Origin of the sequence: Streptomyces sp. NPDC091289, assembly GCF_044757365.1 — a bacterium.
Classification (GTDB): domain Bacteria; phylum Actinomycetota; class Actinomycetes; order Streptomycetales; family Streptomycetaceae; genus Streptomyces.
In genome coordinates this window covers 377,408-403,420 of the sequence record NZ_JBIVUT010000001.1, presented here as the reverse complement: position 1 = coordinate 403,420, position 26,013 = coordinate 377,408, and the positions used below count along the sequence as shown (strand labels likewise).

Annotated in this window: 26 protein-coding genes; 17 read left to right on the top strand and 9 right to left on the bottom strand. The window is 72.0% G+C overall.

What is annotated here, in order from left to right; genetic code table 11:
- The first annotated feature begins 49 nt into the window (after nt 1-49).
- The 3 genes from ACIQPT_RS01680 to ACIQPT_RS01670 all read left to right on the top strand — a co-directional run bounded on the left by ACIQPT_RS01680 (nt 50) and on the right by ACIQPT_RS01670 (nt 4,512).
- Nucleotides 50-2,113, top strand: coding sequence for a SpoIIE family protein phosphatase (locus ACIQPT_RS01680; protein ID WP_401151355.1), 2,064 nt, complete (start codon nt 50-52; stop codon nt 2,111-2,113).
- A gap of 137 nt (nt 2,114-2,250) precedes the next feature.
- A complete protein-coding gene (locus tag ACIQPT_RS01675; protein ID WP_401151353.1) occupies nt 2,251-3,615 on the top strand; it encodes a wax ester/triacylglycerol synthase family O-acyltransferase in 1,365 nt (454 codons plus the stop codon).
- A 36-nt stretch (nt 3,616-3,651) separates the two neighbouring features.
- The gene (locus tag ACIQPT_RS01670; RefSeq protein ID WP_401151351.1) at nt 3,652-4,512 is read left to right on the top strand and encodes an Fpg/Nei family DNA glycosylase; all 861 of its coding nucleotides are present in this window, start codon (nt 3,652-3,654) and stop codon (nt 4,510-4,512) included.
- A 12-nt stretch (nt 4,513-4,524) separates the two neighbouring features.
- Here the strand turns inward: ACIQPT_RS01670 and ACIQPT_RS01665 are convergent, their stop codons facing one another.
- Nucleotides 4,525-5,160, bottom strand: coding sequence for an anti-sigma factor family protein (locus ACIQPT_RS01665; protein WP_401151348.1), 636 nt, complete (start codon nt 5,158-5,160; stop codon nt 4,525-4,527).
- A 71-nt stretch (nt 5,161-5,231) separates the two neighbouring features.
- On the opposite strand from ACIQPT_RS01665, the gene ACIQPT_RS01660 reads away from it, so the two are divergent.
- From ACIQPT_RS01660 to ACIQPT_RS01645, 4 genes are all read left to right on the top strand, one after another.
- Nucleotides 5,232-5,984 (top strand): LytTR family DNA-binding domain-containing protein, encoded by a 753-nt coding sequence (locus ACIQPT_RS01660; protein WP_030584585.1) that lies wholly within the window; start codon nt 5,232-5,234, stop codon nt 5,982-5,984.
- 86 nt (nt 5,985-6,070) lie between these two features.
- Nucleotides 6,071-6,433, top strand: coding sequence for a hypothetical protein (locus ACIQPT_RS01655; protein WP_401151345.1), 363 nt, complete (start codon nt 6,071-6,073; stop codon nt 6,431-6,433).
- The gene (locus ACIQPT_RS01650; protein ID WP_401151342.1) at nt 6,430-7,932 is read left to right on the top strand and encodes a cation acetate symporter; all 1,503 of its coding nucleotides are present in this window, start codon (nt 6,430-6,432) and stop codon (nt 7,930-7,932) included. Before ACIQPT_RS01655 ends, ACIQPT_RS01650 begins: the two co-directional genes overlap by 4 nt.
- Entirely contained in the window at nt 7,929-9,119 is a 1,191-nt protein-coding gene (locus ACIQPT_RS01645) for a sensor histidine kinase (protein WP_401151340.1), read from the top strand. Before ACIQPT_RS01650 ends, ACIQPT_RS01645 begins: the two co-directional genes overlap by 4 nt.
- Before the next feature lie 9 nt (nt 9,120-9,128).
- Here the strand turns inward: ACIQPT_RS01645 and ACIQPT_RS01640 are convergent, their stop codons facing one another.
- Nucleotides 9,129-9,644 carry a hypothetical protein gene (locus tag ACIQPT_RS01640; RefSeq protein ID WP_401151337.1) on the bottom strand — a complete coding sequence of 172 codons (516 nt, stop codon included), beginning with the start codon at nt 9,642-9,644 and terminating at the stop codon, nt 9,129-9,131.
- A 112-nt stretch (nt 9,645-9,756) separates the two neighbouring features.
- Between ACIQPT_RS01640 and ACIQPT_RS01635 the strand changes: the two genes are divergently transcribed.
- Nucleotides 9,757-9,954 (top strand): zf-HC2 domain-containing protein, encoded by a 198-nt coding sequence (locus tag ACIQPT_RS01635; protein ID WP_401151334.1) that lies wholly within the window; start codon nt 9,757-9,759, stop codon nt 9,952-9,954.
- Here ACIQPT_RS01635 and ACIQPT_RS01630 read toward each other — a convergent pair.
- On the bottom strand, nt 9,888-10,460 hold the full coding sequence (locus ACIQPT_RS01630) for a sigma-70 family RNA polymerase sigma factor (protein ID WP_401151332.1): 573 nt from the start codon (nt 10,458-10,460) through the stop codon (nt 9,888-9,890). The genes ACIQPT_RS01635 and ACIQPT_RS01630 overlap by 67 nt on opposite strands.
- Before the next feature lie 267 nt (nt 10,461-10,727).
- Between ACIQPT_RS01630 and ACIQPT_RS01625 the strand changes: the two genes are divergently transcribed.
- Nucleotides 10,728-11,927 carry a CapA family protein gene (locus tag ACIQPT_RS01625; protein WP_401151330.1) on the top strand — a complete coding sequence of 400 codons (1,200 nt, stop codon included), beginning with the start codon at nt 10,728-10,730 and terminating at the stop codon, nt 11,925-11,927.
- A gap of 6 nt (nt 11,928-11,933) precedes the next feature.
- Here ACIQPT_RS01625 and ACIQPT_RS01620 read toward each other — a convergent pair whose 3' ends face one another.
- Nucleotides 11,934-12,395, bottom strand: coding sequence for a universal stress protein (locus tag ACIQPT_RS01620; RefSeq protein WP_401151327.1), 462 nt, complete (start codon nt 12,393-12,395; stop codon nt 11,934-11,936).
- A gap of 163 nt (nt 12,396-12,558) precedes the next feature.
- On the opposite strand from ACIQPT_RS01620, the gene ACIQPT_RS01615 reads away from it, so the two are divergent.
- Entirely contained in the window at nt 12,559-13,410 is an 852-nt protein-coding gene (locus ACIQPT_RS01615; protein WP_401151324.1) for a polysaccharide deacetylase family protein, read from the top strand.
- Between the two features lie 91 nt (nt 13,411-13,501).
- Here the strand turns inward: ACIQPT_RS01615 and ACIQPT_RS01610 are convergent, their stop codons facing one another.
- On the bottom strand, nt 13,502-14,164 hold the full coding sequence (locus tag ACIQPT_RS01610) for a class F sortase (RefSeq protein WP_401151321.1): 663 nt from the start codon (nt 14,162-14,164) through the stop codon (nt 13,502-13,504).
- A gap of 327 nt (nt 14,165-14,491) precedes the next feature.
- Between ACIQPT_RS01610 and ACIQPT_RS01605 the strand changes: the two genes are divergently transcribed.
- Nucleotides 14,492-14,971, top strand: coding sequence for a hypothetical protein (locus ACIQPT_RS01605; protein WP_401151318.1), 480 nt, complete (start codon nt 14,492-14,494; stop codon nt 14,969-14,971).
- 91 nt (nt 14,972-15,062) lie between these two features.
- Here the strand turns inward: ACIQPT_RS01605 and ACIQPT_RS01600 are convergent, their stop codons facing one another.
- The 3 genes from ACIQPT_RS01600 to ACIQPT_RS01590 form a co-directional block, all read right to left on the bottom strand.
- On the bottom strand, nt 15,063-15,626 hold the full coding sequence (locus ACIQPT_RS01600; protein WP_401151315.1) for a hypothetical protein: 564 nt from the start codon (nt 15,624-15,626) through the stop codon (nt 15,063-15,065).
- A 196-nt stretch (nt 15,627-15,822) separates the two neighbouring features.
- Entirely contained in the window at nt 15,823-16,587 is a 765-nt protein-coding gene (locus tag ACIQPT_RS01595) for a DUF4239 domain-containing protein (RefSeq protein ID WP_401151312.1), read from the bottom strand.
- 13 nt (nt 16,588-16,600) lie between these two features.
- A complete protein-coding gene (locus ACIQPT_RS01590) occupies nt 16,601-17,149 on the bottom strand; it encodes a hypothetical protein (protein WP_401151309.1) in 549 nt (182 codons plus the stop codon).
- A gap of 227 nt (nt 17,150-17,376) precedes the next feature.
- On the opposite strand from ACIQPT_RS01590, the gene ACIQPT_RS01585 reads away from it, so the two are divergent.
- The 3 genes from ACIQPT_RS01585 (at nt 17,377) to ACIQPT_RS01575 (ending at nt 21,588) form a co-directional block, all read left to right on the top strand.
- Nucleotides 17,377-18,342 carry an SCO0930 family lipoprotein gene (locus ACIQPT_RS01585; RefSeq protein ID WP_401151306.1) on the top strand — a complete coding sequence of 322 codons (966 nt, stop codon included), beginning with the start codon at nt 17,377-17,379 and terminating at the stop codon, nt 18,340-18,342.
- Between the two features lie 256 nt (nt 18,343-18,598).
- Nucleotides 18,599-19,417 carry an SAM-dependent methyltransferase gene (locus tag ACIQPT_RS01580; protein ID WP_401151303.1) on the top strand — a complete coding sequence of 273 codons (819 nt, stop codon included), beginning with the start codon at nt 18,599-18,601 and terminating at the stop codon, nt 19,415-19,417.
- Nucleotides 19,414-21,588: a putative bifunctional diguanylate cyclase/phosphodiesterase gene (locus tag ACIQPT_RS01575; RefSeq protein ID WP_401151300.1), complete on the top strand. Its 2,175-nt coding sequence runs from the start codon at nt 19,414-19,416 to the stop codon at nt 21,586-21,588. Before ACIQPT_RS01580 ends, ACIQPT_RS01575 begins: the two co-directional genes overlap by 4 nt.
- A gap of 18 nt (nt 21,589-21,606) precedes the next feature.
- Here the strand turns inward: ACIQPT_RS01575 and ACIQPT_RS01570 are convergent, their stop codons facing one another.
- On the bottom strand, nt 21,607-22,509 hold the full coding sequence (locus tag ACIQPT_RS01570; RefSeq protein ID WP_401151298.1) for a LysR family transcriptional regulator: 903 nt from the start codon (nt 22,507-22,509) through the stop codon (nt 21,607-21,609).
- 132 nt (nt 22,510-22,641) lie between these two features.
- On the opposite strand from ACIQPT_RS01570, the gene ACIQPT_RS01565 reads away from it, so the two are divergent.
- The 3 genes from ACIQPT_RS01565 to ACIQPT_RS01555 are packed head-to-tail and all read left to right on the top strand — an operon-like array spanning nt 22,642 to nt 26,004.
- Entirely contained in the window at nt 22,642-23,310 is a 669-nt protein-coding gene (locus ACIQPT_RS01565) for a succinate dehydrogenase (protein WP_401151612.1), read from the top strand.
- A gap of 1 nt (nt 23,311) precedes the next feature.
- Complete coding sequence (locus tag ACIQPT_RS01560) at nt 23,312-25,261, top strand: fumarate reductase/succinate dehydrogenase flavoprotein subunit (protein WP_401151295.1); 1,950 nt, start codon at nt 23,312-23,314, stop codon at nt 25,259-25,261.
- Entirely contained in the window at nt 25,258-26,004 is a 747-nt protein-coding gene (locus tag ACIQPT_RS01555; protein ID WP_401151293.1) for a succinate dehydrogenase/fumarate reductase iron-sulfur subunit, read from the top strand. Before ACIQPT_RS01560 ends, ACIQPT_RS01555 begins: the two co-directional genes overlap by 4 nt.
- Nucleotides 26,005-26,013: the final 9 nt, after the last annotated feature.

The following is a 26,013-nucleotide window of genomic DNA, read 5'->3' as shown; positions in this document are numbered from 1 at the left end:
TCGTACGAACCAGTCGAGGAATCTGACAAATGGTGGCAGAGTGGCCGATATGGATGATCGGGTAGCGGGTGCCCTGTCACTCCCCGACGACTGGCCCGCCCACCCGGACCTCAGCCTCGCCCTGAACCGTATGGGCAGCTTCGACTGGGATCTTGACACCGGCCTCATGCACATGGACCAGCCCGCCCTCGACGTGTTCGACCTGACCGCGGACGAGTACGACGACCGGCCGGCCTCGCTGGCGCCGCGCGTGCCGACGGACGAGGCCCAGCGCCTGGACGGGATGGTCTCGCACGCGCTGAAGAGCGGCCGCACCAACTACGGCGCGTACTTCCGCATCCAGCGGCGCGACGGCACCCTGCGCTGGACCCACACCCAGGGCTTCGTCCGCCGCGACGGGACCGGCCGCCCGCGCCGCATCATCGGGATCGTCCGCGACGCCACCCAGGAACTGGCCGACTCCACCGCCCGGCGCGAACTGGACGAGGAGCGCCGCCAGCGCACCAGCCTGGTCGAGGGCACCACCGCGGCCCTGGCCCACGCCCGTACCGTCAAGGACGTCATCGCCGTCCTCAAGAACTCCCAGGGCCTCGCCCACCTCGGAGCCACCAGCCTCGTCATGGGCCTGCTGGAGTCCGGCCGCATCCACCTGGTGGCCGACGGCCCCGAAGGCGCGTACGTCCCCGGCACCCGGTACACCCGGGTGGACGAGCAGTACCCGATGAGCGAAGTCGTCCGCACGCTGGCCCCCCGCTTCATCGAGTCCGCCGACGACTTCGCCGCCTCCTACCCGATCCTGTGGCCCGACATCAGCCACCTCGGGATCACCTCCGCCGCCTACATGCCGCTGATCGCCCAGGCCCGCCCGATCGGCGCACTCGGTCTCCTCTACCGGGACAAGGCGGGCTTCACCGCCGACGAACGCAATCTGCTGATGGCGCTCGGCACCTCCATCGCCCAGAGCCTCCAGCGCGCCATGCTCTACGAGCAGGAGCACGACCTCGCCGAGGGGCTCCAGCAGGCGATGCTGCCGCGCCGGATCCCGGCCGTGCCCGGCGCGCAGGTCGCCGTCCGCTACCGCTCGGCCCGCCTCGGCCGGGACATCGGCGGCGACTGGTACGACCTGATCCCGCTGCCCGGCGGCCGGGTCGGCGCCGTCATCGGGGACGTCCAGGGGCACGACACCCACGCCGCAGCCGTCATGGGACAGCTCAGGATCGTCCTGCGCGCGTACGCCGCCGAGGGGCACAGCCCCGCCACGGTGATGGCGCGGGCCTCCGTCTTCCTCCATGAGCTGGACACCGACCGCTTCGCCACCTGCACCTACGCCGAGGTCGACCTCACCACCGGCGTCGTCCAGGTGGTCCGCGCCGGGCATGTCGACCCGCTCGTCCGGGACGTGGACGGGAGCTGCCGCAGGATGCCGTCCGAGGGCGGCCTGCCGCTCGGCCTCTCGGCGGAGTTCGGCCGGCTGGAATATCCGGTCGGCACGGTCGAGCTGGACCCCGGCCAGACGCTGATCCTGTTCACCGACGGCCTCGTCGAGATGCCGGGCTCCGACCTCGACGAAGGCATGCAGCTGCTCACCACCCTCGTCACCAACGGCCCCCGCGACCTGCAGAAGCTGGCCGACGAGCTCTGCGACGCCGTCGACGGGCGCGGCGGCCAGGACGACGTCGCGGTCCTGCTGCTGCGCCGCCGGGCCGCGCACGCCCCGCAGCCGGGCGGCCGGCTCCAGCAGCACGTCGCCCAGAACGACCCCGAGGCGCTGAGCTCGTCCCGGCACATGATCCGGGCCGCGGTCCGCGCCTGGGGGGCGAAGGACCGGGCCGACGAGATCGAGCTCGCGGCCGACGAACTGATCACCAACGCGCTCATGCACACCGACGGCGGCGCGGTCGTGACGATCCGGGTGCTCGCCGGAACCGAGCGACGCCTGCGCGTCGACGTCGAGGACCGCTCCAGCGCGCTGCCCCGGCGACGCGACGCCGGGGGGTCCGGGGTGTCGGGGCGCGGCCTCATGCTGGTCGACCGGCTGGCCGACGTCTGGGGCGTGGAGTCCCGGGGCAGCGGCAAATGCGTGTGGTGCGAGTTCCTCATCCCGGCCCGCTGATTCCCGGCCGCTGAACCCCGCACAGTGATGTAACAGTACGTAACATGTCTGTGCTTGACCGTAACCGACCGCAAAGGATTGACTGCGGGGCACCGGCCGCACCCGGCCCCGCCGCCTTCGACGACATGAGGTCCCCGTTGGGTACCGAGCTACTCGCCCCGCTCGATCTTGCTTTCTGGCACCTCGAATCGGACGCCCATCCGATGCACCTGGGCGCGCTCGCCGTCTTCGCCCCGGCGCCCGGCGCCGGTCCGGAGCGGATCCTCGACCTGCTCGGCACCCGCGCCGCCGCGATCCCCCGGCTGCGCATGTGCGTACGGGACGTCCTGCTACCGGTCGGCGGCAAGGCCTGGACGGTGGACAAGGACTTCGACGTGCACCGGCACGTCGAGCGCGTCGTCGTGGCCGACGGCGACTTCATGGCGGAGGCCACCCGGCTGGCCGGTGAACTGATGGAGCGGCCGCTCGGGCGCGGGCTGCCGCCCTGGCGGATGTATCTCATCGGCGGTGCGGCCGACGGGCCCTTCGCCGTCCTGGTCAAGCTGCACCACGCCCTGGCCGACGGCATGCGGGCGGTCGCCATCGGCGCCGGGATCTTCGACGAGATCGCCGCCGTCACCAGCGCCCGCACCGCCGCCCGGGGCCGCCCCGCCGTCCCGCCCCGCTCCTGGCTGCCCGACCCCCGGGAGATGGCCGGCATGGCCCTCGGACGGATCGGCGAGGTCGGCCGGGCGCTCGGCGTGGGGGCCTCCGTCGTCCGCGCCGGCCGCCTCGACCTGCGCGGCACGACCGCCTTCACCGCACCCTCCAGCGGCACCCGGCGCCTGGCCACCGCCGACCTCGACGCCGGGGACCTCCAGCGGATCCGGCGGGCCGAGGGCGGCACCGCCAACGACATCCTCCTCGCCGTCGTCGCCGGAGCCCTGCGCCGCTGGATGGCCGGGCGCGGCGAGCCGCTGCCCGCCGCCGACCCGCGCGCCCTGGTCCCCGTCTCCCGGCGCCGGCCCGGCGGGGCCGCCACCGGCAACCGGCTCTCCGCCTATCTGCTCGGCCTGCCCGTCACCGCGGCCGACCCGCGCGAGCGGCTCCGGGCGGTCCGGAGCGCGATGGACCGCAACAAGGCGGCCGGACCCCTGAAGGGCGCCGGAGCCGTCGCCGTACTCGCCGACCAACTGCCGCCGCTGGCCCATCGATTCGGCGCACCGCTGGCGGCCGGTGCCGCCCGCATGCTGTTCGACGTGCTGGTCACCAGCGTGCCGCTGCCGCGCTCCGCGCTCTCGCTGGGCGGCTGCCCGCTGACCGCCCTCTACCCCATGGCGCCGCTGGCCCGGGGCCAGTCCCTGGCGGTCGCCCTCTCCACCTACGGCGGGCGGGTGCACGTGGGCCTGGTGGCCGACGGCAAGGCGCTGCCCGACCTCGACCGGCTCGCCGCGGCCGTCGAGGAGGAGTTCACCGAGCTGTACGCCGTCATCACCGGCACGGACCGCACGCCGGTGTCCTGACAGGCAGCCGCCCACCGGCTGCGGCAGGCTGGAACCATGCCCGAACTGCCCGAAGTCGAAGCCCTGCGGGTCTTCCTCGACGACCATCTGGTCGGCAAGGAGATCGCCCGCGTCCTCCCGCTGGCGATCAGCGTCCTGAAGACGTACGACCCGCCACTCACCGCCCTGGAGGGCGAGCGGGTCACCTCGATCGCCCGGCACGGCAAGTTCCTCGACATCGAAGCGGGCGGGCTCCACCTGTGCACCCACCTCGCCCGGGCCGGCTGGCTCCGCTGGAAGGACTCCTTCCCGGCCACCCCGCCCCGCCCCGGCAAGGGTCCCCTCGCCCTGCGTCTGGTGACCACGGACGGCGACGGCTTCGACCTGACCGAGATGGGCACCAAGAAGCGCCTCTCCGTCCACCTCGTCCACGACCCCATGGACGTCCCCGGCATCGCCCGCCTCGGCCCGGACCCCCTCGCCGACGCCTTCGACCGCGACGCGTTCGCCGCACTGCTCGCCGGGGAGCGCCGCCAGATCAAGGGTGCGCTGCGCGACCAGTCGCTGATCGCGGGCATCGGCAACGCCTACAGCGACGAGATCCTGCACGTCGCGAAGATGTCCCCGTTCAAACGGACCGCCGACCTCGGCGAGGACGACGTCACCCGTCTGTACACCGCGCTGCGCACCACGCTGAAGGATGCCGTGGCCCGCTCCAGCGGGGTGGAAGCGGGGAAGCTCAAAGCCGAGAAGAAGAGCGGGATGCGGGTCCACGGACGTACCGGAGAGGCCTGCCCGGTCTGCGGGGACACCATCCTGGAGGTCTCCTTCAGCGACTCCTCGCTGCAGTACTGCCCGACCTGCCAGACCGGCGGCAAGCCGCTGGCCGACCGGAGGCTCTCGAAGTTCCTCAAGTAACGGCAGCCCGGCTCACCGCGTCACCGTCACCAGCCGCCGCCCGTCCGCCGTCCGCACCTCGAAGTGGTCGATGCCCTCCGGCCGCAGCGCCGCCCCGCCCGACACCTCCACCGGACCGTCACCCGCGCCCCCGGCCGACCAGCTGCCCACCGTCTCCTCGCTGCCGTCCCGGCCCACCGCCACCAGCGCGCACACCCCCTCCACCGGAACCCGCGCGACCTCCAGCGCCACCGCCGACCCCCACTCGTGCCCCGCCGCCGTCACCACCGCCGCCACCCCCGACGCCCCGTCGCTCCCGGACCATCTCCGCACCCCCGCCCCGTCCGCCGGGCCGCCCGAGGATCCGGCCACCAGCGTCGTACCGCCCACCGCCAGCACCACCGCGGCCGCCACCAGCGCGAGCCGCCGCCGCCCCGCCCTGCGCCGCGCGGCCGCCACCACGGCCGTCAGCCGTTCCGCGAGACCGGGCCCCGGCGCCACCGGAGGCCCCGCCACCGCCAGACCGTCCCGCACCCCGGCGAACTCCCGGGCCCGCTCACGGCACCCGGGGCAGTCCGTCAGATGCTCCTCGAACCGGAAGGCGTCGGTGCTTCCGAGCACGCCCAGGGCATAGGCCCCCACCCGGATGTGGGGTTCGGTCGTCTGCATGTACTGCGGTACGGGAACAAGCCACACATCACTCAAGCCATCAGGCCCCCGAGCCCCTAAACTCCGGCCTCATGCTGCGCGTACTCGCCGTCGACGACGAACAACCCGCCCTGGAGGAACTCCTCTACCTCCTGCGCGCCGACCCCCGTGTCCGCAGCGCCGAGGGCGCCACCGGCGCCACCGAGGCACTGCGCCGCATCGGCAGTGCCGTGGACGCGGGCCCCGACGACCCGTCCGCCATCGATGTCGTCTTCCTCGACATCCACATGGCCGGACTCACCGGCCTCGACGTCGCCCAGCTCCTCGCCGGATTCGCCGCGCCCCCGCTGATCGTCTTCGTCACCGCGCACGAGGGCTTCGCCGTCCACGCCTTCGACCTCAAGGCCGTCGACTACGTCCTCAAACCGGTCCGCCGCGAACGCCTCGCCGAAGCCGTCCGCCGGGTCGCCGAACAGGTGGGGGACCGGTCCGCGCCCGTCCACGACAGCGCGGGCGACCAGATCCCGGTCGAGCTCGGCGGCGTCATCCGTTTCATCCCCATCGACGAGATCGCGTACGCCGAGGCGCAGGGCGACTACGCGCGTCTGCACACCGCCGGCGGCAGCCATCTCGTCCGCATCCCGCTCACCACCCTGGAGGAGCGCTGGCGCTCGCGCGGCTTCGTCCGGATCCACCGCCGCCACCTCGTGGCGCTGGGCCGCATCGACGAACTGCGGCTGGACGCGGGCAGCATGAGCGTGCGCATCGGGGAGGCCGAGCTCGCCGTCAGCCGCCGCCACACGCGCGCCCTGCGCGACCTCCTGATGCGCCAGGGCGGCCGCTGACCAAAGCCCTGAGCCCGCCGCTGACCTGGGGCGACCTTCCTCGATCCCTTCCCAGCACCACCCGCCGACGCCTACACTCCGAGCCCATGTCCGCAGAGCCAGCCCCCCGGCGCGAAGTGGTCACGGGGGAGCCGCGGCGGGTGCGCCCGCTGCCCCGTTACCGCACCCAGTCGGAGATCGACGAGCAGACCGCCCTCGGCGGCGCCTATGTGCGCTCGCTGATGCGCGGACAGCTGCGCGCCGGGCTCACCGTCTTCGGCGTGCTCGCCCTCGTCGCGGGCACGCTGCCGCTCCTCTTCGCCGCCCTGAACAGCTCCGCCCTGGTCTGGGCGGTGCTCGGCTTCGCCACCTACCCGCCGCTCACCCTGGCCGCCTGGTGGTACGTCCGCCGGGCCGAGCGCAACGAACGCGACTTCGCCCGGCTGGTGGAGGGCCGTCCCGTCCCGTGAGCACCCCCGCCCCCATGGCGTCCTGGGTGGCCGTCGCCCTCGTCGTCCTCGCCACCGTCCTCGTCGGCGGCTTCGGTCTGCGTATCTCCCGGACCACCTCCGACTTCTACGTCGCCTCCCGCACCGTGCGTCCCCGCCTCAACGCCGCCGCGATCAGCGGCGAATACCTCTCCGCCGCCTCCTTCCTCGGCGTCGCCGGGCTCGTCCTCGTCCACGGCCCCGACATGCTCTGGTATCCGGTGGGCTACACCGCCGGATACCTGGTGCTCCTGATCTTCGTCGCCGCGCCGCTGCGCCGCTCGGGGGCGTACACCCTGCCGGACTTCGCCGAGGGCCGGCTCGAATCGCGGCAGGTCCGCCGGCTGGTCAGCGCGCTCGTCGTCGGCGCGGGCTGGCTCTACCTCGTACCGCAGCTCCAGGGCGCGGGGCTGACGTTGAAGATCCTCACCGGCGCCCCCGGCTGGCTCGGCGACGTGCTCGTCGCCACCGTCGTGACCGCCGCCGTCGCCGCCGGCGGCATGCGCTCCATCACCTTCGTCCAGGTCTTCCAGTACTGGCTGAAGCTCACCGCACTCCTCGTCCCCGCCCTCTTCCTGATCCTGGCGTGGCAGGGAGACGGACGGCCGCGCGTCAGCTTCGACGACCAGCTCGCCGTCTTCCGCGCCGACCACCCGCTCTACGCGACGTACGGACTGATCGTGGCGACCTTCCTCGGCACCATGGGCCTGCCGCATGTCGTCGTCCGCTTCTACACCAGCCCCAACGGCCGCGACGCCCGCCGCACCACCGTCGCCGTCCTCGCCCTGGTCGGCCTCTTCTACCTGCTGCCGCCGATCTACGGCGCGCTCGGCCGGCTCTACACCCCCGAACTGCGGTACGGGGGAGACGCGGACGCCGCCGTCCTGCTGCTGCCCGCCCGGGTCATCGGCGGACTCGGCGGCGACCTCCTCGGGGCGCTGATCGCCGGCGGGGCCTTCGCCGCGTTCCTCTCCACCGCCTCCGGGCTCACCATGGCCGTCGCCGGCGTCATCACCCAGGACGTCCTGCCCTCGCGCGGGGTACGCCACTTCCGGCTCGCCACCGTCCTCGCCATCGCCGTGCCGCTCGCCGGCTCCCTGCTGGTGAGCCGGGTGCCGGTGGCCGACGCGGTGGGCATGGCCTTCGCCGTCTCCGCCTCCTCCTTCTGCCCGCTGCTCGTCCTCGGCATCTGGTGGCGACGGCTCACCCCGCCCGGGGCCGTCGCCGGGCTCCTGCTGGGCGGCGGCTCCGCCCTGCTCGCGGTGGCCATCACCGTCAGCGGGGCCGTGACCCCGCCGGGCTGGCCGCACGCCCTGCTCGCCTGGCCCGCCGTCTGGTCCGTCCCCGTGGGGTTCCTGGCGATGATCCTGGTCTCGCTCGCCACCCCGGGGCGGATACCCCCGGGCACCAACGCCGCCATGACCCGCTTCCACCTGCCCGAGGCCCTCACCTCCGCGCGGTCCGCCGGGAGGGAACGATGACCGGGGCCGCGATCGCCGTACTCGTCGTGCTGGCCGGGCTGCTGCTCGCCGCCGGTTTCCGGCTGGGCCGCCGTACCGCCCGCCCGGTGCGCCCCAGCGACGTCGGCACCCCCGTCGAGCACGCCACCTTCGAGACCCTGCACACCGCGTCGCTGGCCGCCCCGCCGCTGCGGGCCGGCCTCACCGAGGAGAGCGCCCGGCGGGCCGCCCGCAGACTGCGCTCCCTGCTCGGCACCGACGCCCTCTGCCTCACCGACCGGGACCGGGTGCTGGTCTGGGACGGCGCCGGGCAACACCACGACAAGCACGTGATGGAGCATCTGAAGGTGCTGCTGGACAACGGCCGGGGCACCGCCTTCGACAGCGGCTGCGCCGACCTCGACTGCCCGCTGCGCTGGGCCGTCGCCGTGCCGCTCACCGTGGAGAACCGGGTCCTGGGCGCACTCGTCGCCTATGCCCCGCGCGAATCGGCGGTGCTGGCCCGGGCGGCGGGGGAGGTGGCGCGCTGGGTCTGCGTACAGCTGGAACTGGCCGAGCTGGACCGCTCCCGTACGCAGCTGATCGAGGCCGAGATCAAGGCCCTGCGGGCGCAGATCTCCCCGCACTTCATCTTCAACTCGCTCGCCGCCATCGCCTCGTTCGTCCGGACCGACCCCGAGCAGGCCCGCGAACTGCTGCTGGAATTCGCCGACTTCACCCGCTACTCGTTCCGCCGGCACGGGGAGTTCACCACCCTGGCGGACGAACTGCACTCCATCGACCAGTACTTGGCCCTCGTCCGCGCCCGCTTCGGTGAACGCCTCGCCGTGACCCTTCAGGTCGCCCCCGAGGTGCTGCCGGTCGCGCTGCCGTTCCTGTGCCTCCAGCCGCTGGTGGAGAACGCCGTCAAGCACGGCCTCGAAGGGGCGGTCACCCGCAGCCGTATCACCATCAGCGCCCTGGACGCCGGTTCGGAGGCCGAGGTCGTCATCGAGGACGACGGAACGGGTATGGACCCCGAGCGGCTGCGGCAGATCCTGCGCGGCGAGGGCGGTACGTCCACCGGTATCGGGCTGCTCAACGTGGACGAGCGGCTGCGCCAGGTCTACGGCGACGACTACGGCCTCGTCATCGAGACCGGGGTCGGGGCGGGCATGAAGATCACGGTCCGGCTGCCCAAGTACCGTGCGGGCGTGCACGGTTCCTGAGGGAAGAGCTCAGCACAGATGCACGGCCAGATGTCCCAGCGGCAGCCCCAACTGCCAGGCGGGCGTCCAGATCCGGACCTCGCCGTCCTCCGCCGGGCCGGCCGCGGGCTCCCAGGAACCGGGGCCGATCGCGTCCAGGTCCGCCGCGAGCAGCTCGGTCTCGTCCAGCCAGCGCCAGGCCGCCCGGGCCAGCGCCAGATCGGGGTCGCCGGGCGCGGCGCACCGTCCCGCCTCCGCCAGCCGCTCGCAGATCCAGCTGCGCCAGGTGCACCCGTACGCCGTGAGCATCCGCAGTTCGTCGACCCGCGGTTCGGGCAGGGCCCGGGAGGCGGGGGCGTCCCCGGGGAACGCGCACAGGAACATCGTCAGCGCGAGCGCGTCGCGCCCCGCCCGGAACTCCAGGGTCGAGGGTTCCATCAGATCGCCGGTCCGTAGCAGGTCATCGGCGATGTACTCGGTGGACAGCCAGGTCATCGGTACCTGGAGCCCGTTCCCACCGGTCCCATCCGTATCCTCGGGACGCATCCCGTCTCGCCTCTTTCCTTGCTCGGTACCGGGCTTCACGCAGCATTGAACCGGGGGCGGGCGCCCCGCGTGGGCAGAAGGGGAGGATCGCCCAGGAGATACGAGGCTGTGAATGAGTGCCGACCCCGGCGACGACCCGCATGTGCGCCTGCTGCTGGGCGCGTACGTCCTGGACGCCCTGGACGACGGTGAGGCCTGCCGGGTCGCCCGCCACCTCCAGGGCTGCGACGCCTGCGCCCGGGTCTATGTGGAGGTGGCCGAGGCCTCCGCCCTGCTGGCGCTGCTCCGGGCCGAGGACCTGAGGGAGTAGCCGGGCAGGGTCCGTGCGAGGACCCGCAGGGCGTAGTACGAACGGGACTTGACGGTTCCGGCGGGGATGCCGAGCGCCGTGGCCGTCTCGGCGACGCTCAGCCCGCGGAAGTAGATCTGCACCAGCACCGCACGGTGCTCGGGGCTGAGGGTGCGGACCGCCTCGCGGACGTCCAGGGCGCGGACGGCGCTGTCGGCGGTGTCCAGGGCGGCCGGGGTGCTCTCCAGCACCGTGTCGCTGACCTCGACGGGGCGGGCCTGGCGCGAGCGCCGCGCGTCGATGGCGAGGCGGCGGGCGACGGTGAACAGCCACGGCCGCATCGACGCGTAGGGCGCGTCGAAGGCCTCGGGATGCTGCCAGGCGCGTACGAGGGTCTCCTGCACCAGGTCCTCGGCCCGCTGCCGGTCCCCGAAGGTCAGGCCGAGGAGGAAGTGGAACAGGGCGGGGCCGTGTTCCCGCTGCAACTCCGCGAGGGTCCGCTCGTCGGTCGTCGTCGTGGTGTTCATGAACGTCCTCTCCCGCCGAGGCCCCTGACGGCCTCGTTGCCGACGGGCGTATCCGAACGCATTCGGCGGCGCGGGAACAGGCGGTGCACCGAGGCGTGCGACGAGCGGTCGCTCAGTGCGGCGAATGGTGCGGTGAACGGTCGAGGGGCCGTCGGGGTCGGCCGGTACGACCAGTTCAGCTAGGTATGCGGCAATGCTCCTTGCTTATGCGATATGAAGATATGTGTAGTCGGATGGTCATAATCATCCGAACATGGAGTCGAGCAGATGACGCAGCGCATCCGACCGGGCGCCGTGGCCGCCCTCGCCCTCCTGCTCGCCGCGGCCACCGGCTGCACCGGGCAGCCGTCCACGGCCCCCGCACCGAGCGGACCGCCCGCCGCCGCCCGGGGCGCGGGCGGCCAGGACGCCGACGGGCCCCGCCCGTTCACACTGCTCGCCGCGGGCGACGTCCTGCCGCACTCCTCCGTCATCGACCGGGCCGCCGCCGACGCGGGCGGCAGCGGCTACGACTTCGCCCCGATGCTGGCGGGCGTCGCCCCCGTCGTCTCCGGCGCCGACCTGGCGTTCTGCCATATGGAGACGGTGTACGGGAAGGAGGGCGGCCCCTACACCGGCTACCCGAGCTTCAAGTCGCCGCCCGAGGTCGCCGCCGCCCTGCGCACCACCGGGTTCGACTCCTGCTCCACCGCCTCCAACCACACCCTCGACGACGGGGCCGAGGGCGTCTCGCGGACCCTCGGAGCGCTGGACAAGGCGGGCATCCGGCACGCGGGCTCCGCCCGTACGGCCGCCGAGGCCGCCCGGCCCACGATCCTGCCCGCCGGACCGGGCAAGGGCGCGGCCAAGGTCGCCCACCTCGCGTACACCTACGGCACCAACGACATCCCGCTCCCCGCCGGCCGGCCCTGGACGGTCGACGTCACCGACGAACGGAAGATCGTCGAGGAGGCCAGGGCCGCCCGGCGTGCCGGCGCCGACGTCGTCGTCCTCTCCGCCCACTGGGGCACCGAATGGCAGGACGAGCCCGACGAGCGGCAGCTGGAGCTGGCGAAGCGGCTCACCGCGTCCGCCGACAAGGGCCGCCCCGACATCGACCTGATCATCGGCACCCACGCCCATGTGCCGCAGGCGTACGAGAAGGTCAACGGCACCTGGGTCGTCTACGGCATGGGCGACCAGATCGCCGGAGCGATGATCAACTACGAGGGGGCCCAGGACCCGCGCGGCAACCAGAGCTCGATGGGCCGCTTCACCTTCGCGCCGCCCGCGAAACCCGGTGAGCGCTGGACGGTGAAGAAGGCGGAGTTCGTCCCCCAGTGGTACGACACCGTCACCGGACGCGCCGTCAACCTCAACACCGCCCTCGACGACGGCGCCGAGCACCTCCGCGAGGTCCGCGACCGCATCCGTACCGTCGTCCTCGGCCGGGGAGCGGAAGGCGACGGACTGCTCATGGGCAGGTGAACGCCCTTACGGCACCACGGTGACCGGCCAGCGCCCCGCCTTCACCAGGCGTACGGCCACCGAGCCGACGAAGCGGTGCCCGGCCGACTCCGAGGCCCCGACCACCACCGCGTCCGCCTTCAGCTCGTCGGCCGCCGTCACCAGGCCGTTGTAGGGGTCGCCCCGGAAGGTGTGGAACTCCCAGCGCATGTCCCACGCGTCGCTGAAGCGCTCGGTCGCCGCGCGGATCTCGGCGGCCAGGTCGTCGGCGACCTCGCCCGTGGTGTCGCTCACCGGCACACCCAGCGCGGCGCCCGCCGTCATGACCGGCTGGACGTACACCAGGGCCAGCATGGCGTTCTGCCGGCGGGCGAGTCCGGCGGCGTAGGCCGCCGCGCGCATCGACGAATCGGAGCCGTCGAGCCCCGCGACGATCACCTTGGGGCCGTCCGTGCCGCGTTCGAACCGGTGAGGCTGCTGCTCTGTCACGGCTCCGAGGCTATCGGCTCGTCCGGAGGGCGACGCTCCGGGACGGCGACGGGCCCCGGTGAAGATGAACATACTGCGTCGATCGGGTACAAAACGGTCGGCGTCCGTGGCGGTGTCCGTGTCGGCGGCCGGAGCGGACGTCCGGCCGTGCGAGCAGTTGGCCATGAGAAGTGATCACACCGGACCCGGGCGCCGCACCCTGCTGAGGGTCGCCCTCGGCCTCGGAGCCGCCACCGCCGTGCACCTGATCGCCGCCGATCCGGCGTCGACGCCCAGCCGTCCCGCGCGCACCGCCGGCACCCCGCCCGCCGCGGCCGCGGGGCCTCCGGGACACGTCCGGGGCCGGCCTTCCCCGTACCGTCTCGACCCGATGACCGCGCACACCCCGCCCCGGTTCAGACCGGCCAGGCCGCCCGTGCGGACCCGGCCCTTCGAGCGCCTTCCCGAGCTCGGGCACTCGATGGTCCTCAGCTTCGACGACGGCCCCGACCCGCTCTACACCCCGGACATCCTGGCCACCCTGCGCGAGCACCGGGTCCGCGCGATGTTCTTCGTCTGCGGCGAGATGGCCGACGGCAACCCGGACCTGCTGCGCGAGATGGCCGACGACGGCCATGTGGTGGGCAACCACTCCTGGTCCCACCCGCTCATCCCGAAGCTCTCCCGCGCCGCGATCCGCGACGAGCTGGGGCGTACCAGCGAGGTGGTGGAGCGGGCGCTCGGCACCCCACCGCTGTGGTATCGCGCCCCGTACGGTGCGTGGAACCGCAACTCCTTCGAGATCGGGGCGGAGTTGGGAATGGAACCCATGGCCTGGACCGTGGACACGCTCGACTGGACGACGCCCGGCACCGGCACGATCGTCAGCCGGGTGCTGGACGGGGCGGCGCCCGGCGTCGTCGTCCTCTCGCACGACGCGGGCGGGAACCGTTCGCAGAGTGTCGCGGCCCTGCGCCGCTATCTGCCCCGGCTGATCGACTCCGGCTACCGCATCACGGTGCCGCACCGCGTCTGAGCGAAGAAGCGCGTGTGTGCACGGCTGTGCCCCCGGCGACCCCGAGAAATCGGGGACCACCGGGGGCGCGGCCGCGTGGGGGTGCGTCCGGTCAGCGGGTGTCGACCAGCCGGGCGAAGACCACCACGTTGCCGTCGTAGCCGCCCGCCTTCGAGTAGCCGCCGCCGCAGGTGATGACCCGCAGCTCCGCGTGGCCGGTGTCGCCGTAGACCCGGGGGCCGGGGAAGTCGTTCTTGGAGAAGACCTCCACCCCGTACACCTCGAAGATCCCGACCCGGCCGTCGTAGCGGGTGACCTCGACGCGGTGCCCCTTCTGGAGCGAGCCGAGGCCGTAGAAGACCGCGGGCCCGGACATGTTGTCGACATGGCCGACGACCACGGCCGTGCCCTGCTGACCGGGGGCGATGCCGTTCTGGTACCAGCCGGCGAGGTTGGGGTCCTCGGCGGGCGGGGCGTCGATCCATCCGTTGGCGTCCAGGTTGACGTCGATGATGGGGGCGTCCACGTTGATGGAACCGATCTTCACCCGGGAGGCCGGGGCGTACGGCAGCGGCTGCACCGGCTCGCCCTCCACCGGCGGTCCCGCGGAGTCCTTGCCCAGGTCCAGCGAGGCGGCCGCGGCGGGCTGGGGCGGGCCCGCCTCCCCGAACTCCGTACCGTTGCGCATGAGGGCGAGGCCGCTGAGCAGCACCAGGGCGATCGCACCCCATGGCACACGTCTGGTCCGCTCGGCGCCAGCGTAGTCCCGGCCCATGGTTCTCCCTTCGTCGCGACGCTGTGAACGCTAAGGGCGTCGCGTCCGGGCGGCGATCAGAGAGGGGCGAACGGGTGGCGGCCGGGTGGGGAGCCCTGCTGGGTGACTGCCCATCGGAGTAATGAGCAGATAAAAGTTCTGACGGTCTGTGACCTGCGGCTCCGTCAGGTTCGAGGGTTTTCGTACGGCGTGTCGCGTCACCGGGGTGGAGCAACGCCGAAGTGCGAGCCGTCGGTCCGCTGGTGAGTGTTCGTCATGGGAGGCGTTCTCGTCGATCCAGCCCGGGGGACAAGCCCCCGGGGGCGTTTCCCGCTGGAGGTTCACACGATGCGTGCTTCACGCGCTCTCGCGGTCACCGCGACCGCTTTCGCGGCCGTCGGGCTCGCGGCCCCCATGGCCGCGGCCACCAATGGTCCGAGCAACATCACCGTCAACCCGTACTCGGTCCACCAGGGCGCGACCATGAAGGTCACCGCGCAGGGCTGCGGTCACGGCGGCAAGGTCTGGTCGAACGCTTTCCCGACGACCGAGCTCTCCGCCGGCGGCACCGGGTACGCCAAGGCGCAGATCCGTCACAACACCACTCCGGGGCACTACAACCTCTCCGTGAAGTGCAGTGACAACAACCGGATCGAGACGCACAAGTTCACCGTGCTCGCCGGCAACGGCGCGCAGGGCGGGCTCGGCGGCACGATGGGTCCGAGCTCCGTGGAGATGCAGGTCGGCGGCGGTCTGGTGGCCGCGGCGGCTGTCGGCGGCGCGGTCTTCCTCGTCCGGCGCCGGCGGACGAGCCATGCGGCGTTCTAAGGCGTCGAACCTCCCGCCCGGCCCGATACGCCCGTCGCCCCGAGTCCTGCATCAGGACCCGGGGCGACTGTCGTGCGCCGCATGCTCGCGGTCAGTGGCGGCGGTCGGTGGTGCGACGGCGCGCGAAGTAGAGGGCGCCCGAGGCCGCCGCGACCACCAGGGCCGCTCCGGCCGCGACCTCCACCGTGTCGGTGGTGCCGGAGCTTCCGCCGAGGCCGCCGCGTACGCCGCCCGGCACGAGGGCCGTCGAGCTGGCGGTCGGGACCGTGGTGGGGGTGGGCGTCGGGGTGGGGGTGCTGGTGGCGCCGCCGGTGATGGTCAGGTTGACGTTCCGGGAGGTGCCGGTGGAGCCGCAGGCGAACGTCACCGCGTAGACGGCGCCCCGGCGGGCGTCCGTGTCGACGGTGGCGGTGGCCGTCGTGCTGCCGCTCGGGATGGTGACGGTGTCGAAGATGCCCGAACTGACGGTCGTCTCGCCCGTGCAGCCACCGGCGCCGAGGGTGACCCGGCCGCCCGGTGCGATGACCGACGGGCTGATCGTCGGATTGAACGTGCTGCTGGCCCCGTCCGGCGCGGCGTGGGCGGCGGACGGGGCCAGCAGCGTCAGGGCACTGGCGCCGAGCAGGGCGAGCGGTGCGACACGTATCGCGCGCATGGTGGATCCTCCGGGTTCCCCGAGGGGCAGCTGCGGAACCAATTTCCACATAGCAGGAAAAATGCACCTCGATGCCCGACACGCTAGGAGGGGTCCCCCCGGCCCGCGATCGGGGTCCGGCGAATGGGTTAGCCGCGTCCCCCGACCGGCCCACCGACCTGCCCTCCGGCCTGCTCACCGACCGGGGGAGCGGCCCTCAGCGAGTGACCCCCGGGAACATGTCGAGGAACGGTTCGGCGGTGGCCGAGATGCCCCGGCCGAAGGGGGCGTCGAAGTCCCAGATCAGGAAGAGCAGGAAGGCGATCAAGGCGCTGAACAGGCCCGCCAGGAGCAGTTCGCGGAACGTTCTGCGGATCTGGAGGGTGAAGATCAGCCCCACGGTCACCAGCGCCCCGATGATCAGCCCGAACCAGACCACCCCGGGCATCGTCGCCCCGGCGTTCTGCGCGCGTGAGCTGCGGGCGTCGTCCGCCGCCGCCACCTGGTCGACCAGCGGTTGGTAGGCCTGCCCCTCGTGGTCGGTCTTCGGCTCGTAGTCCGTGACGTCCGCCCGCACCTTGTCCAGCAGCTGGGTGCCGCGCTCGGTGAGCGTGTTCCGTTCGGACATCACCTTCCACTCGTCGTGGACGACATGGCTGACATAGGCGTCCACGTCCGCCCGGATGCGGTCGCGGACCTCGACCGGGTAGACGGAGGCCCGGGCCTGCACCTCGTGCAGCGCCTGCGCCTCGATGCGTACGGACTCCTGGGCGGCGCTGCGTCCCTCCCAGACCCCGGCGATGGCGAGGCCCAGGACGATCGCGTAGACCACGCCGATCATCATCGTCATGTACTCGATGACGTCGGGCGTCTCGGACGGGTCGTCGTCATCCCCGATCCGCCGGTTGTTCAGGACGGCGATGGTGAGGACGACCGCGCAGGCGGCCGCCATGGCAATGCTCAGTACGAGCCATTCGGACATGCGTCTCTCCTGGTCAGCGGGACGATCGCGGCCGCAGCACGGCGACGGCGAAGACCGCCGGAGCGGTGATGAGCAGCGTCAGGGACACCAGCGACGGCCCGCTCCGCGGCTGTTTGCGAGGCGGTTTGCGGTACGTCGGCAGGGCGACGGCCCGGGGCTCCGGCGGCTCGGTCCGCACCGGCGGCTTCGGCGAGGGCGAGGGCTTCGGCGGCGGCGGTGGTGCCGGCGCCGGAGGCGGTGGGGGAGGCGGAGGTGGCGGTGGCGGCGGCTCCACGACCGCCGGCGGTGGCGGTGGCGGCGGAGGTGGGGGCGGCGGAGGCGGAGGCGGGGGAGGCGGTGGCGGTGGGGGTGCCGGCTTCGGCGGCGGGGGCGGCGGCGGAGGTGGCTCCGGCTCGGAGACCGCGACGCAGCCCCCGTCGCCGGCCACGGCGACCGAGGAACTGCCGTCGCCCTGCCCGATCGAGGCCACCGCACAGTTGTCGGCGGTCGCGGGCAGCGGTACGGCTGTCAGCCAGAGGAGTGCGGCGGCTGCCGTGAGCCGCGCGATGCGTGATCCGTACACGACGGGGAGCATGATCCACGCCGCCGGGGGACACGCGGTACCCGCGGGTGATTCGCCTGATCGTGGGGATAATCGGCCATTCGTGTTTGCGCCGCGTCCCCGGCCGCCGGATTCTTCTCGGCCTTCCTTTGAACACGACCCCGTCGGCGTCCCGTACCTAGGGCCATGAACGGCGCGGTCCCGCGCCGGCATCGGAAGCGGAACGACGAAGCACCACGGGAGTCGACATGAACACCTGGCGCAACGCCTCGCTCGCGGTCACCGCCGCGGCTCTGTTGACGCTCACGACGGCGTGCGGTCAGGAGCAGGGCACCGCATCGCCCAACGGCCAGTCGGTGGGCAACGCCGCCCCGGCCCAGCAGCCCGCAGAGAGCGGGTACGGCTCGGCCGGCGGGGGATACGGCTCCGGGGCCGGCAAGGAGGCGGCGAAACCGAAGGAGGCCGGCCAACTCGCCGTCCAGGACAGCAAGAAGCTCGGGAAGGTGCTCACCGACAGCGAGGGCTTCACGCTCTACCGCTTCGACAAGGACACCGCGAACCCGCCGAAGTCGACCTGCGAGGGCGAGTGCGCCGCGACCTGGCCGGTGGTGGCCGCGGGCAACGCCACCGCCGCGGCCGGCACCGACGCCGATCTCCTCGGGGAGGTCAGCCGCGCCGACGGCACCAGCCAACTCACCGTCGACGGCTGGCCGATGTACCGGTACGCGAAGGACACCGCCCCGGGCCAGGTCAACGGGCAGGGGGTCGGCGGCACCTGGTTCGCCGCGGCCCCCGACGGCAAGAAGGCGGCGAAGAACGCCGACAGCGAGGGCGTCACCGAACCGGCCGACCCCGCGGGGCTTTCGGTCCGCAAGGACCCGGAACTCGGCGACATCGTGGTGGACGGCCGGGGCATGACGGTTTACCGGTTCACCAAGGACTCCGCCTGGCCGATGAAGACCGCGTGCACGGGCGACTGCCTCAAGAAGTGGCCGGTAGTGGCTCCCGTGGCCAAAAATGCGGTGGACGGGGTGACGACGAAGGGATTCGTCACCTTCGACCGCCCCGACGGCGTCAAGCAGCAGAGCATCGACTGCTGGCCCATCTACACCTTCGCGGGCGACTCCAAGCCCGGCGACACCAACGGACAGGGAGTCGGCGGCACCTGGTATGCCGTTTCTCCCGATTCGAAACTCGTCGGCGCTTCCAAGTAATCACGGGCCCCGGCGAACAATCGCCCAGGAGCCCCAAGTGGCCCCGAACCACCGGGAAACGGCGTACGGAGTGCCGGTCCGTCGCTGCGCGCATACGCGCAGCGACGGACCGGCCGTTGATGCCACCGGAGTGTGACCAATAACGGATCGCTAATTTCCGTTTCCACTCGCTCTCTTGGCGGCCGATCAGTAGCCTCTGGTCAACACTGACCATGAACATGGCCGGATCGCCGTGGCGAACTTGTTGGAGACATCGATGGAGCGTCCCGCCTGGGCACCGCAAGGCATAGATATCTCGGTGCCGAGCGTGTCTCGCATGTACGACTTCTATCTGGGCGGATCGCACAATTTCGAGGTGGACCGGGAAGCCGCGCGCAAGGCCATGGAGTTCCTCCCGGGCCTTCCCAAGATCATGCAGGCCAATCGCGCCTTTATGCGCCGGGCCGTCCGCTACGCCGTCGACTCGGGCATCGACCAGTTCCTGGACATCGGCTCCGGCATCCCGACCTTCGGCAACGTCCACGAGGTCGCCCAGGCCGCCGATCCCGCCGCCAAGGTGGCGTACGTCGACCACGACCCGGTGGCCGTCGCCCACAGCCAGGCCGTGCTGGAGGGCAACGACCGCACGGTCATCGCCGCCGCCGACCTGCGCCGCCCCAAGGAGATCCTGGCCGACCCGGAGATCAGCGGACTGCTCGACCTGGACCGCCCGGTGGCCCTCCTGCTGGTCGCGGTGCTCCACTTCGTCGAGGACGCCGACGACCCGCGCGCCGCGGTCGCCGAACTGCGCGAGGCGCTGGCCCCCGGCAGCCTGCTCGTTCTGACCCACGCCTCGTACGAGGGCATCCCGTTGCCCGAGGAGGAGGCGGCCGGCACGGTCGGCGTCTACAAGAACATCCGCAACCCGCTGATCATGCGCTCGCACGAGGAGATCGGCCGGTTCTTCGAGGGCTACGAGATGGTCGAGCCCGGGCTCGTGTCGATGCCCGCGTGGCGGCCCGACACCCCGCAGGCGCCGGAGCAGGAAGACCCGTACGCGTTCTCGGGCTTCGCAGGGGTTGGGCGCAAGGCGTGAGCATTCCCGCCCAGGCGTCCGGGGAACCGGACGCGGAGCCCGACGGTCCGGAAGGCCGGCTCCGGAGATTCGCCAGAATCTGGAGCCGGGCCATCTTCCCCCTGACGGCCACCTCGCTCACCCGGCCCGAGTTCGAACAGCATCTGCTGCCCCTGGCACGCGAGCTGAACGGCATCCTGCACGCCCGCCCCTTCGACGCCTCGCCCGCCCAGCGGATCGGCGCGGCCCTGATCGACGCGCACTGCACCGACCCGGACGCCCTCAGCTCCACGCTCGGCGTCGTCGACTCCTACCTCGTGCTGTACTGCGGCGGCAACGGACCCGGCGCGCTGTCCACCGAGGACGGCCGGGCCCGCTGCGCACGGATCCAGCACACGCTGGCCGCCGGCTTCTCCGCGGCCCTGCGCGAGCGCACGCTCGCCGAGCAGGAGGCCATCGCCCGCTCGGCGCTGACCGCCCGCTCGCACGCCGAACAGGCCCTGCATGCCACGGAGGCGCGGTTCCGCGCGGTCTTCAAGGACGCGGCCATCGGCATCGGCATCGCCGACCTGGACGGCAACATCCTGGAGATCAACGACACCCTCACCAAGATGTTCGGCGGACTCGAGCACCATGTCCGCAGCCACAAGGTGAACGAGTGGGTCCACCCCGAGGACTCGCCCCAGGTGTGGAAGTACTACGACGAGCTGGTACGCGGCGAACGCGACCACTACCGGGTCGAGAAGGCGTACTACCGCAACGACGGCACCGTCCTGTGGACCAACCTCACCGTCTCGCTGCTCCGCGACTCCGAAGGCCGTCCCGAATACCAGCTCGCGCTGATGGAGGACACCACCGAGCGGCGGCTGCTGAATCTGCGGCTGCGCTACGAGGCCACCCACGACGCGCTCACCGGACTGCCCAACCGGACCCTGTTCTTCGAACGTCTGGAGAAGGCCCTCGCCGCCCAGGAAGGGATCCGCTTCGGCCTCTGCTACCTGGACCTCGACGGCTTCAAGGCCATCAACGACAGCCTCGGCCACGCCGCCGGCGACCGGCTCCTGGTCGAGATCGCGGACCGGCTGCAGAGCTGCGCGCCCAAGCCCGGCGAGATGGTCGCCCGGCTGGGCGGCGACGAGTTCGTCGCGCTGACCACCGGCCCGGACACCGCCGACGAGGTGGACGAACTGGCCGGCCGCATCCTGAACGCGCTCGCCTCCCCGATCCGCCTCGACGGCCGTGAACTGACCGTCCGTGGTTCGATCGGTGTGGTCGAGGGGCCCTCCGGGGAGCGCAGCGCCGCCGAGGTGTTGCGCAGCGCCGACATCACCATGTACCGGGCCAAGGCGGCGGGTGGCAACCGCTTCCAGCTCGCCGACGCGGAGGCCGACGCGCGCGCCATCACCCGGCACGGGCTGACCACCGCGCTCCCGGCCGCCCTGGACCGGGGAGAGTTCTTCATCGAGTACCAGCCGCTGGTGCACCTGGGCGACGGCACCGTGCACGGCGCCGAGGCGCTCGTACGGTGGTGCCATCCGCAGCACGGGGTGCTCGGTCCCGACCGGTTCATCCCGCTCGCCGAGCACACCGGGCTCATCGTGCCGCTCGGGCGCTGGGTGCTGGAGGAGTCCGTACGGCAGGCGAACTTCTGGCAGGAGCGGCACAGCGACGGCGGCCCCCTGCGGATCAACGTCAACCTCTCGCCGACCCAGCTGCACCACCCGCGCCTCGTCGCCGAGACGGTCGACGTGCTGGAACGTTCCGGTCTGGAGCCGGGAGCGCTCTGCCTGGAGGTGACCGAGTCCGCCCTGATCGGCGCCGACGACGATCTCCTCAAGCCGCTGCGGCAGCTCGCGGAGATGGGCGTCGACATCGCGCTCGACGACTTCGGCACCGGCTACTCGAACCTGGCGAACCTGCGCCGGCTGCCGGTGAGCGTGCTCAAGCTGGACCGTTCCTTCACCCGGGGCATGCAGCAGCACCCGGCGGACCCGGTCGACCTGAAGATCGTCGAGGGCATCGTGTCGCTGGCCCACAGCCTGGAGCTGGCCGTCACGGTGGAGGGCGTGGAGACGGGCGCCCAGGCCGAGCAGCTGCGCCGGCTCGGCTGCGACACCGCCCAGGGCTGGTACTACGCCCGCCCCGGGGCCCCGGACCGCATCCACTCCCTGCTGCTGGCGGACGCGGTCTGAGCCATCGGGCGGGGCCGGTCACGGTCGGCCGGGGACCGGCCCGTGCTCCAGCAGCATCCGCTGGAGTTCGCGCGCCGCCCGGGGCGGGGCCACGTCGCTGCGGTGCGCCAGCGCGATCGTGCGCCGCAGCCCGGCACCGGCCAGCGGGGTCATCCGCAGGTCGGGGCCCGCCCGGCGGGCGGCCATGCTCGGCACCACGGCGATGCCGAGCCCCGCCCGTACGAAACCGAGCACCGCGTCCATCTCGCCGCCCTCGACGGTGAACGAGGGCTCGAAGCCCTCCGCGCGACAGGCGGCGAGCGTCAGCTCCCGCAGGTTGTACCCGTGCCGGAACATCACCAGCGGCGCCCCCTCCAGATCCGCGATCCGGACCGTTCCGCCCCGCCCCGGGGCCGGCTCCGCCGCCGACGACACCACCACCAGGTCCTCGTGGAGCAGCTCCACCGTGGTCAGCGCGGGGGAGGCGGCAGGCAGGGGCAGCACCACCAGCGCCAGGTCGAGCGCTCCCCGCGCCAGCTGACGTACGAGGTCGTGCGAACCGCCCTCCTCCAGCAGCAGCCGCACCCCCGGATGCCGGTCGTGGAAGGCGCGCAGCATGTCCGGCAGCAGCCCGGTGCACAGGCTCGGCGTCGCCCCCAGCCGCACCCGGCCGCTGCGCAGCGAGACCAGCTCCTGGACCTCCTGGCGCGCCGTCTCCGCGTCGGCGAGGATCCGCCGGGCCAGCGGCAGCAGCGCCTCGCCCGCGTCGGTGAGGGCGATGTTGCCCCGGGCCCGGCTGAACAGATCCGCGCCCAACTCCGTCTCCAGCGCCCGGATCTGCTGGGAGAGCGAGGGTTGCGAGACATGCACCGCCTCGGCGGCCCGGGTGAAGTGCCGGGCCTCGGCGACGGCCACGAAGTAGGTGAGCTGCTGGAAGTGCATACGCCGACGATAGCCTCTCTTTATAGTCACAGGCTATGGAGATCAGCCGGACCATGTCTTGGACTGATCGGGCTCTCCCGCCCTACCGTCGTGTCCATGGCATTGGCAACGCGGACGGACCGACGGCCGTCGATGACGCGTACGCTCTGGGACTCGACCGTCGGCAAAAAAACGATCATGGCCGTGTCCGGCCTGATCATGCTCGGATATCTCGTCGCCCACATGGCGGGCAACCTGAAGATCTTCTTCGGGCCCGGTGAGTTCGACGGGTACGCCCACTGGCTGCGCACCATGGGCGAACCGATCCTGCACTACGAATGGGCGCTCTGGATCGTCCGCGTGGGGCTGGTCGCCGCCGTCGTGCTGCACGGCGTCTCCGCGTACCAACTGAGCCGGCGCGACATCAGGGCGCGCCCGGCCAAGTACGTCCACAAGAGGCCCCGTGCCAGCTATGCCACCCGGACCATGCGCTGGGGCGGGATCATCCTCGCGCTCTTCATCGTCTGGCACATCCTCGACCTGACGACCGGCACCGTGCACACCGGCTTCGAGGCCGGGCACCCCTACCAGAACGTCATCGACACCTTCTCGACCTGGTACGGCAACGTCATCTACATCACCGCGGTGCTCGCCATGGGCCTGCACGTCCAGCACGGCTTCTGGAGCGCCGCGCAGACCCTGGGCGTCGGCAACGCGACCCGCGACCGCATCCTGAAGACCCTCGCCAACCTCCTCGCCGTGGTGCTGACGGTGGGCTTCATCTCCGTACCCGTCGCCGTCATGACCGGAGTGGTGAGCTGACATGCCCGACTACACGCAGTACCGCACGGGCGAGCCCGCCGTCGACACCAAGGCCCCCGAGGGGCCCGTCGCCGAACGCTGGGACACCCGCCGCTTCCAAGCGAAACTCGTGAACCCCGCCAACCGGCGCAAACACACCGTCATCGTCGTCGGCACCGGACTGGCCGGCGGCGCGGCCGGCGCCACCCTCGCCGAACAGGGCTACCACGTCGTCCAGTTCTGCTTCCAGGACTCACCCCGGCGCGCCCACTCGGTCGCCGCCCAAGGCGGCATCAACGCCGCGAAGAACTACCGCAACGACGGCGACTCCATCCACCGGCTGTTCTACGACACCGTCAAGGGCGGCGACTTCCGCGCCCGGGAGTCCAACGTCCACCGGCTCGCCCAGATCTCCGTCGAGATCATCGACCAGTGCGTCGCCCAGGGCGTCCCCTTCGCCCGCGAGTACGGCGGCCTCCTCGACAACCGCTCCTTCGGCGGCGTCCAGGTCTCCCGTACGTTCTACGCGCGCGGCCAGACCGGACAGCAGCTCCTCCTCGGCGCGTACCAGGCGCTCTCCCGCCAGATCGCCGCCGGCGGTGTCGAACTCCACGCCCGCACCGAGATGCTGGACCTGATCGTGGTCGACGGCAAGGCGCGCGGCATCGTCGCCCGCGACCTGGTCACCGGGAAGATCGACACCTATTTCGCCGACGCGGTCGTCCTGGCCACCGGCGGCTACGGCAACGTCTTCTATCTGTCGACCAACGCCATGAACTCCAACGCCACCGCGATCTGGCGGGCCCACCGGCGCGGCGCGTACTTCGCCAACCCCTGCTTCACCCAGATCCACCCCACCTGCATCCCGCGCACCGGCGACCACCAGTCCAAGCTCACCCTGATGAGCGAGTCGCTGCGCAACGACGGCCGCATCTGGGTCCCCAAGGCCAAGGGCGACGACCGCCCCGCCAACAAGATCCCCGAGGACGAGCGCGATTACTACCTGGAGCGCATCTACCCCGCCTTCGGGAACCTGGTGCCCCGCGACATCGCCTCCCGCGCCGCCAAGAACGTCTGCGACGAGGGGCGCGGCGTCGGCCCCGGCGGACAGGGGGTCTACCTGGACTTCGCCGAGGCCATCGGCCGGATGGGCCGCAAGGCCGTCGAGGCCAAGTACGGCAACCTCTTCGACATGTACCAGCGGATCACCGACGAGGACCCGTACACGGTCCCCATGCGGATCTACCCCGCCGTGCACTACACGATGGGCGGCCTCTGGGTCGACTACGACCTGCAGACCACCATCCCCGGCCTCTTCGCCATCGGCGAGGCCAACTTCTCCGACCACGGGGCCAACCGCCTCGGCGCATCCGCCCTGATGCAGGGCCTCGCCGACGGCTACTTCGTCCTGCCCTCCACCATCAACGACTACCTCGCCCGCAACCCGCACACCGAGAACGTCGACGCCGGGCACCCCGCCGTCGCCGAGGTGGTGGCGGAGACCGAGGACCGCATCAACCTGCTGCTCTCCGTCGACGGCGACCGCACCCCCGACTCCTTCCACCGCGAGATCGGTGAACTCATGTGGGAGTACTGCGGGATGGCCCGCACCGAGGACGGACTGCGCAAGGCGCTCGCCAAGATCCCGGAGATCCGCGAGGAATTCTGGCGGCGCATCAAGGTCCCCGGCACCGGCGAACAGTTCAACCAGTCGCTGGAGAAGGCGAACCGCATCGTCGACTACCTGGAACTCGCCGAGCTCATGTGCCTCGACGCCCTGCACCGCGCCGAGTCCTGCGGCGGCCACTTCCGCGCGGAGTCCCAGACCCCGGAAGGCGAGGCCGAACGGCGCGACGAGGAGTTCTCCTACGCCGCCGCCTGGGAGTTCACCGCCACCGGCGACGCCCCCGTCCTGCACAAGGAAGACCTCGTCTTCGAGTACGTCCACCCCACCCAGCGGAGCTACGCATGAAGCTCACCCTGCGCGTCTGGCGTCAGCGCAACGCCGAAGAGGCCGGCGCCATGGCCACCTACGAAGTCGACGGCATCTCCGCCGACATGTCCTTCCTGGAGATGCTCGACACCCTCAACGAGGAACTCACCCTCGCCGGGGACGAGCCCGTCGCCTTCGACCACGACTGCCGCGAGGGCATCTGCGGCGCGTGCAGCCTCGTCATCAACGGTGACGCCCACGGCCCGGAGCGCACCACCACCTGCCAGCTCCACATGCGGTCCTTCGCCGACGGCGACACGATCGACATCGAGCCCTGGCGGGCCTCCGCCTTCCCGGTCATCAAGGACCTGGTCGTGGACCGCTCCTCGTTCGACCGGATCATCCAGTCCGGCGGCTACATCTCCGCCCCCACCGGCACCGCCCCCGACGCCCACGCGACCCCGGTGCCCAAGCCCGACGCCGAGCTGGCCTTCGAGAACGCCGAGTGCATCGGCTGCGGCGCCTGCGTCGCGGCCTGCCCCAACGGCTCGGCGATGCTCTTCACGGCCGCGAAGGTCAACCACCTCAACGTCCTGCCGCAGGGCGCCCCCGAACGCGAGACCCGCGTCCTGGACATGGTGGCCCAGATGGACGACGAGGGCTTCGGCGGCTGCACCCTGACCGGCGAGTGCGCCACGGCCTGCCCCAAGGGCATCCCGCTGCCCTCGATCGCCGCGATGAACAAGGAGTGGCTGCGGGCGACCCGTAAAGTCCGCCGCTGAACCGGGAGC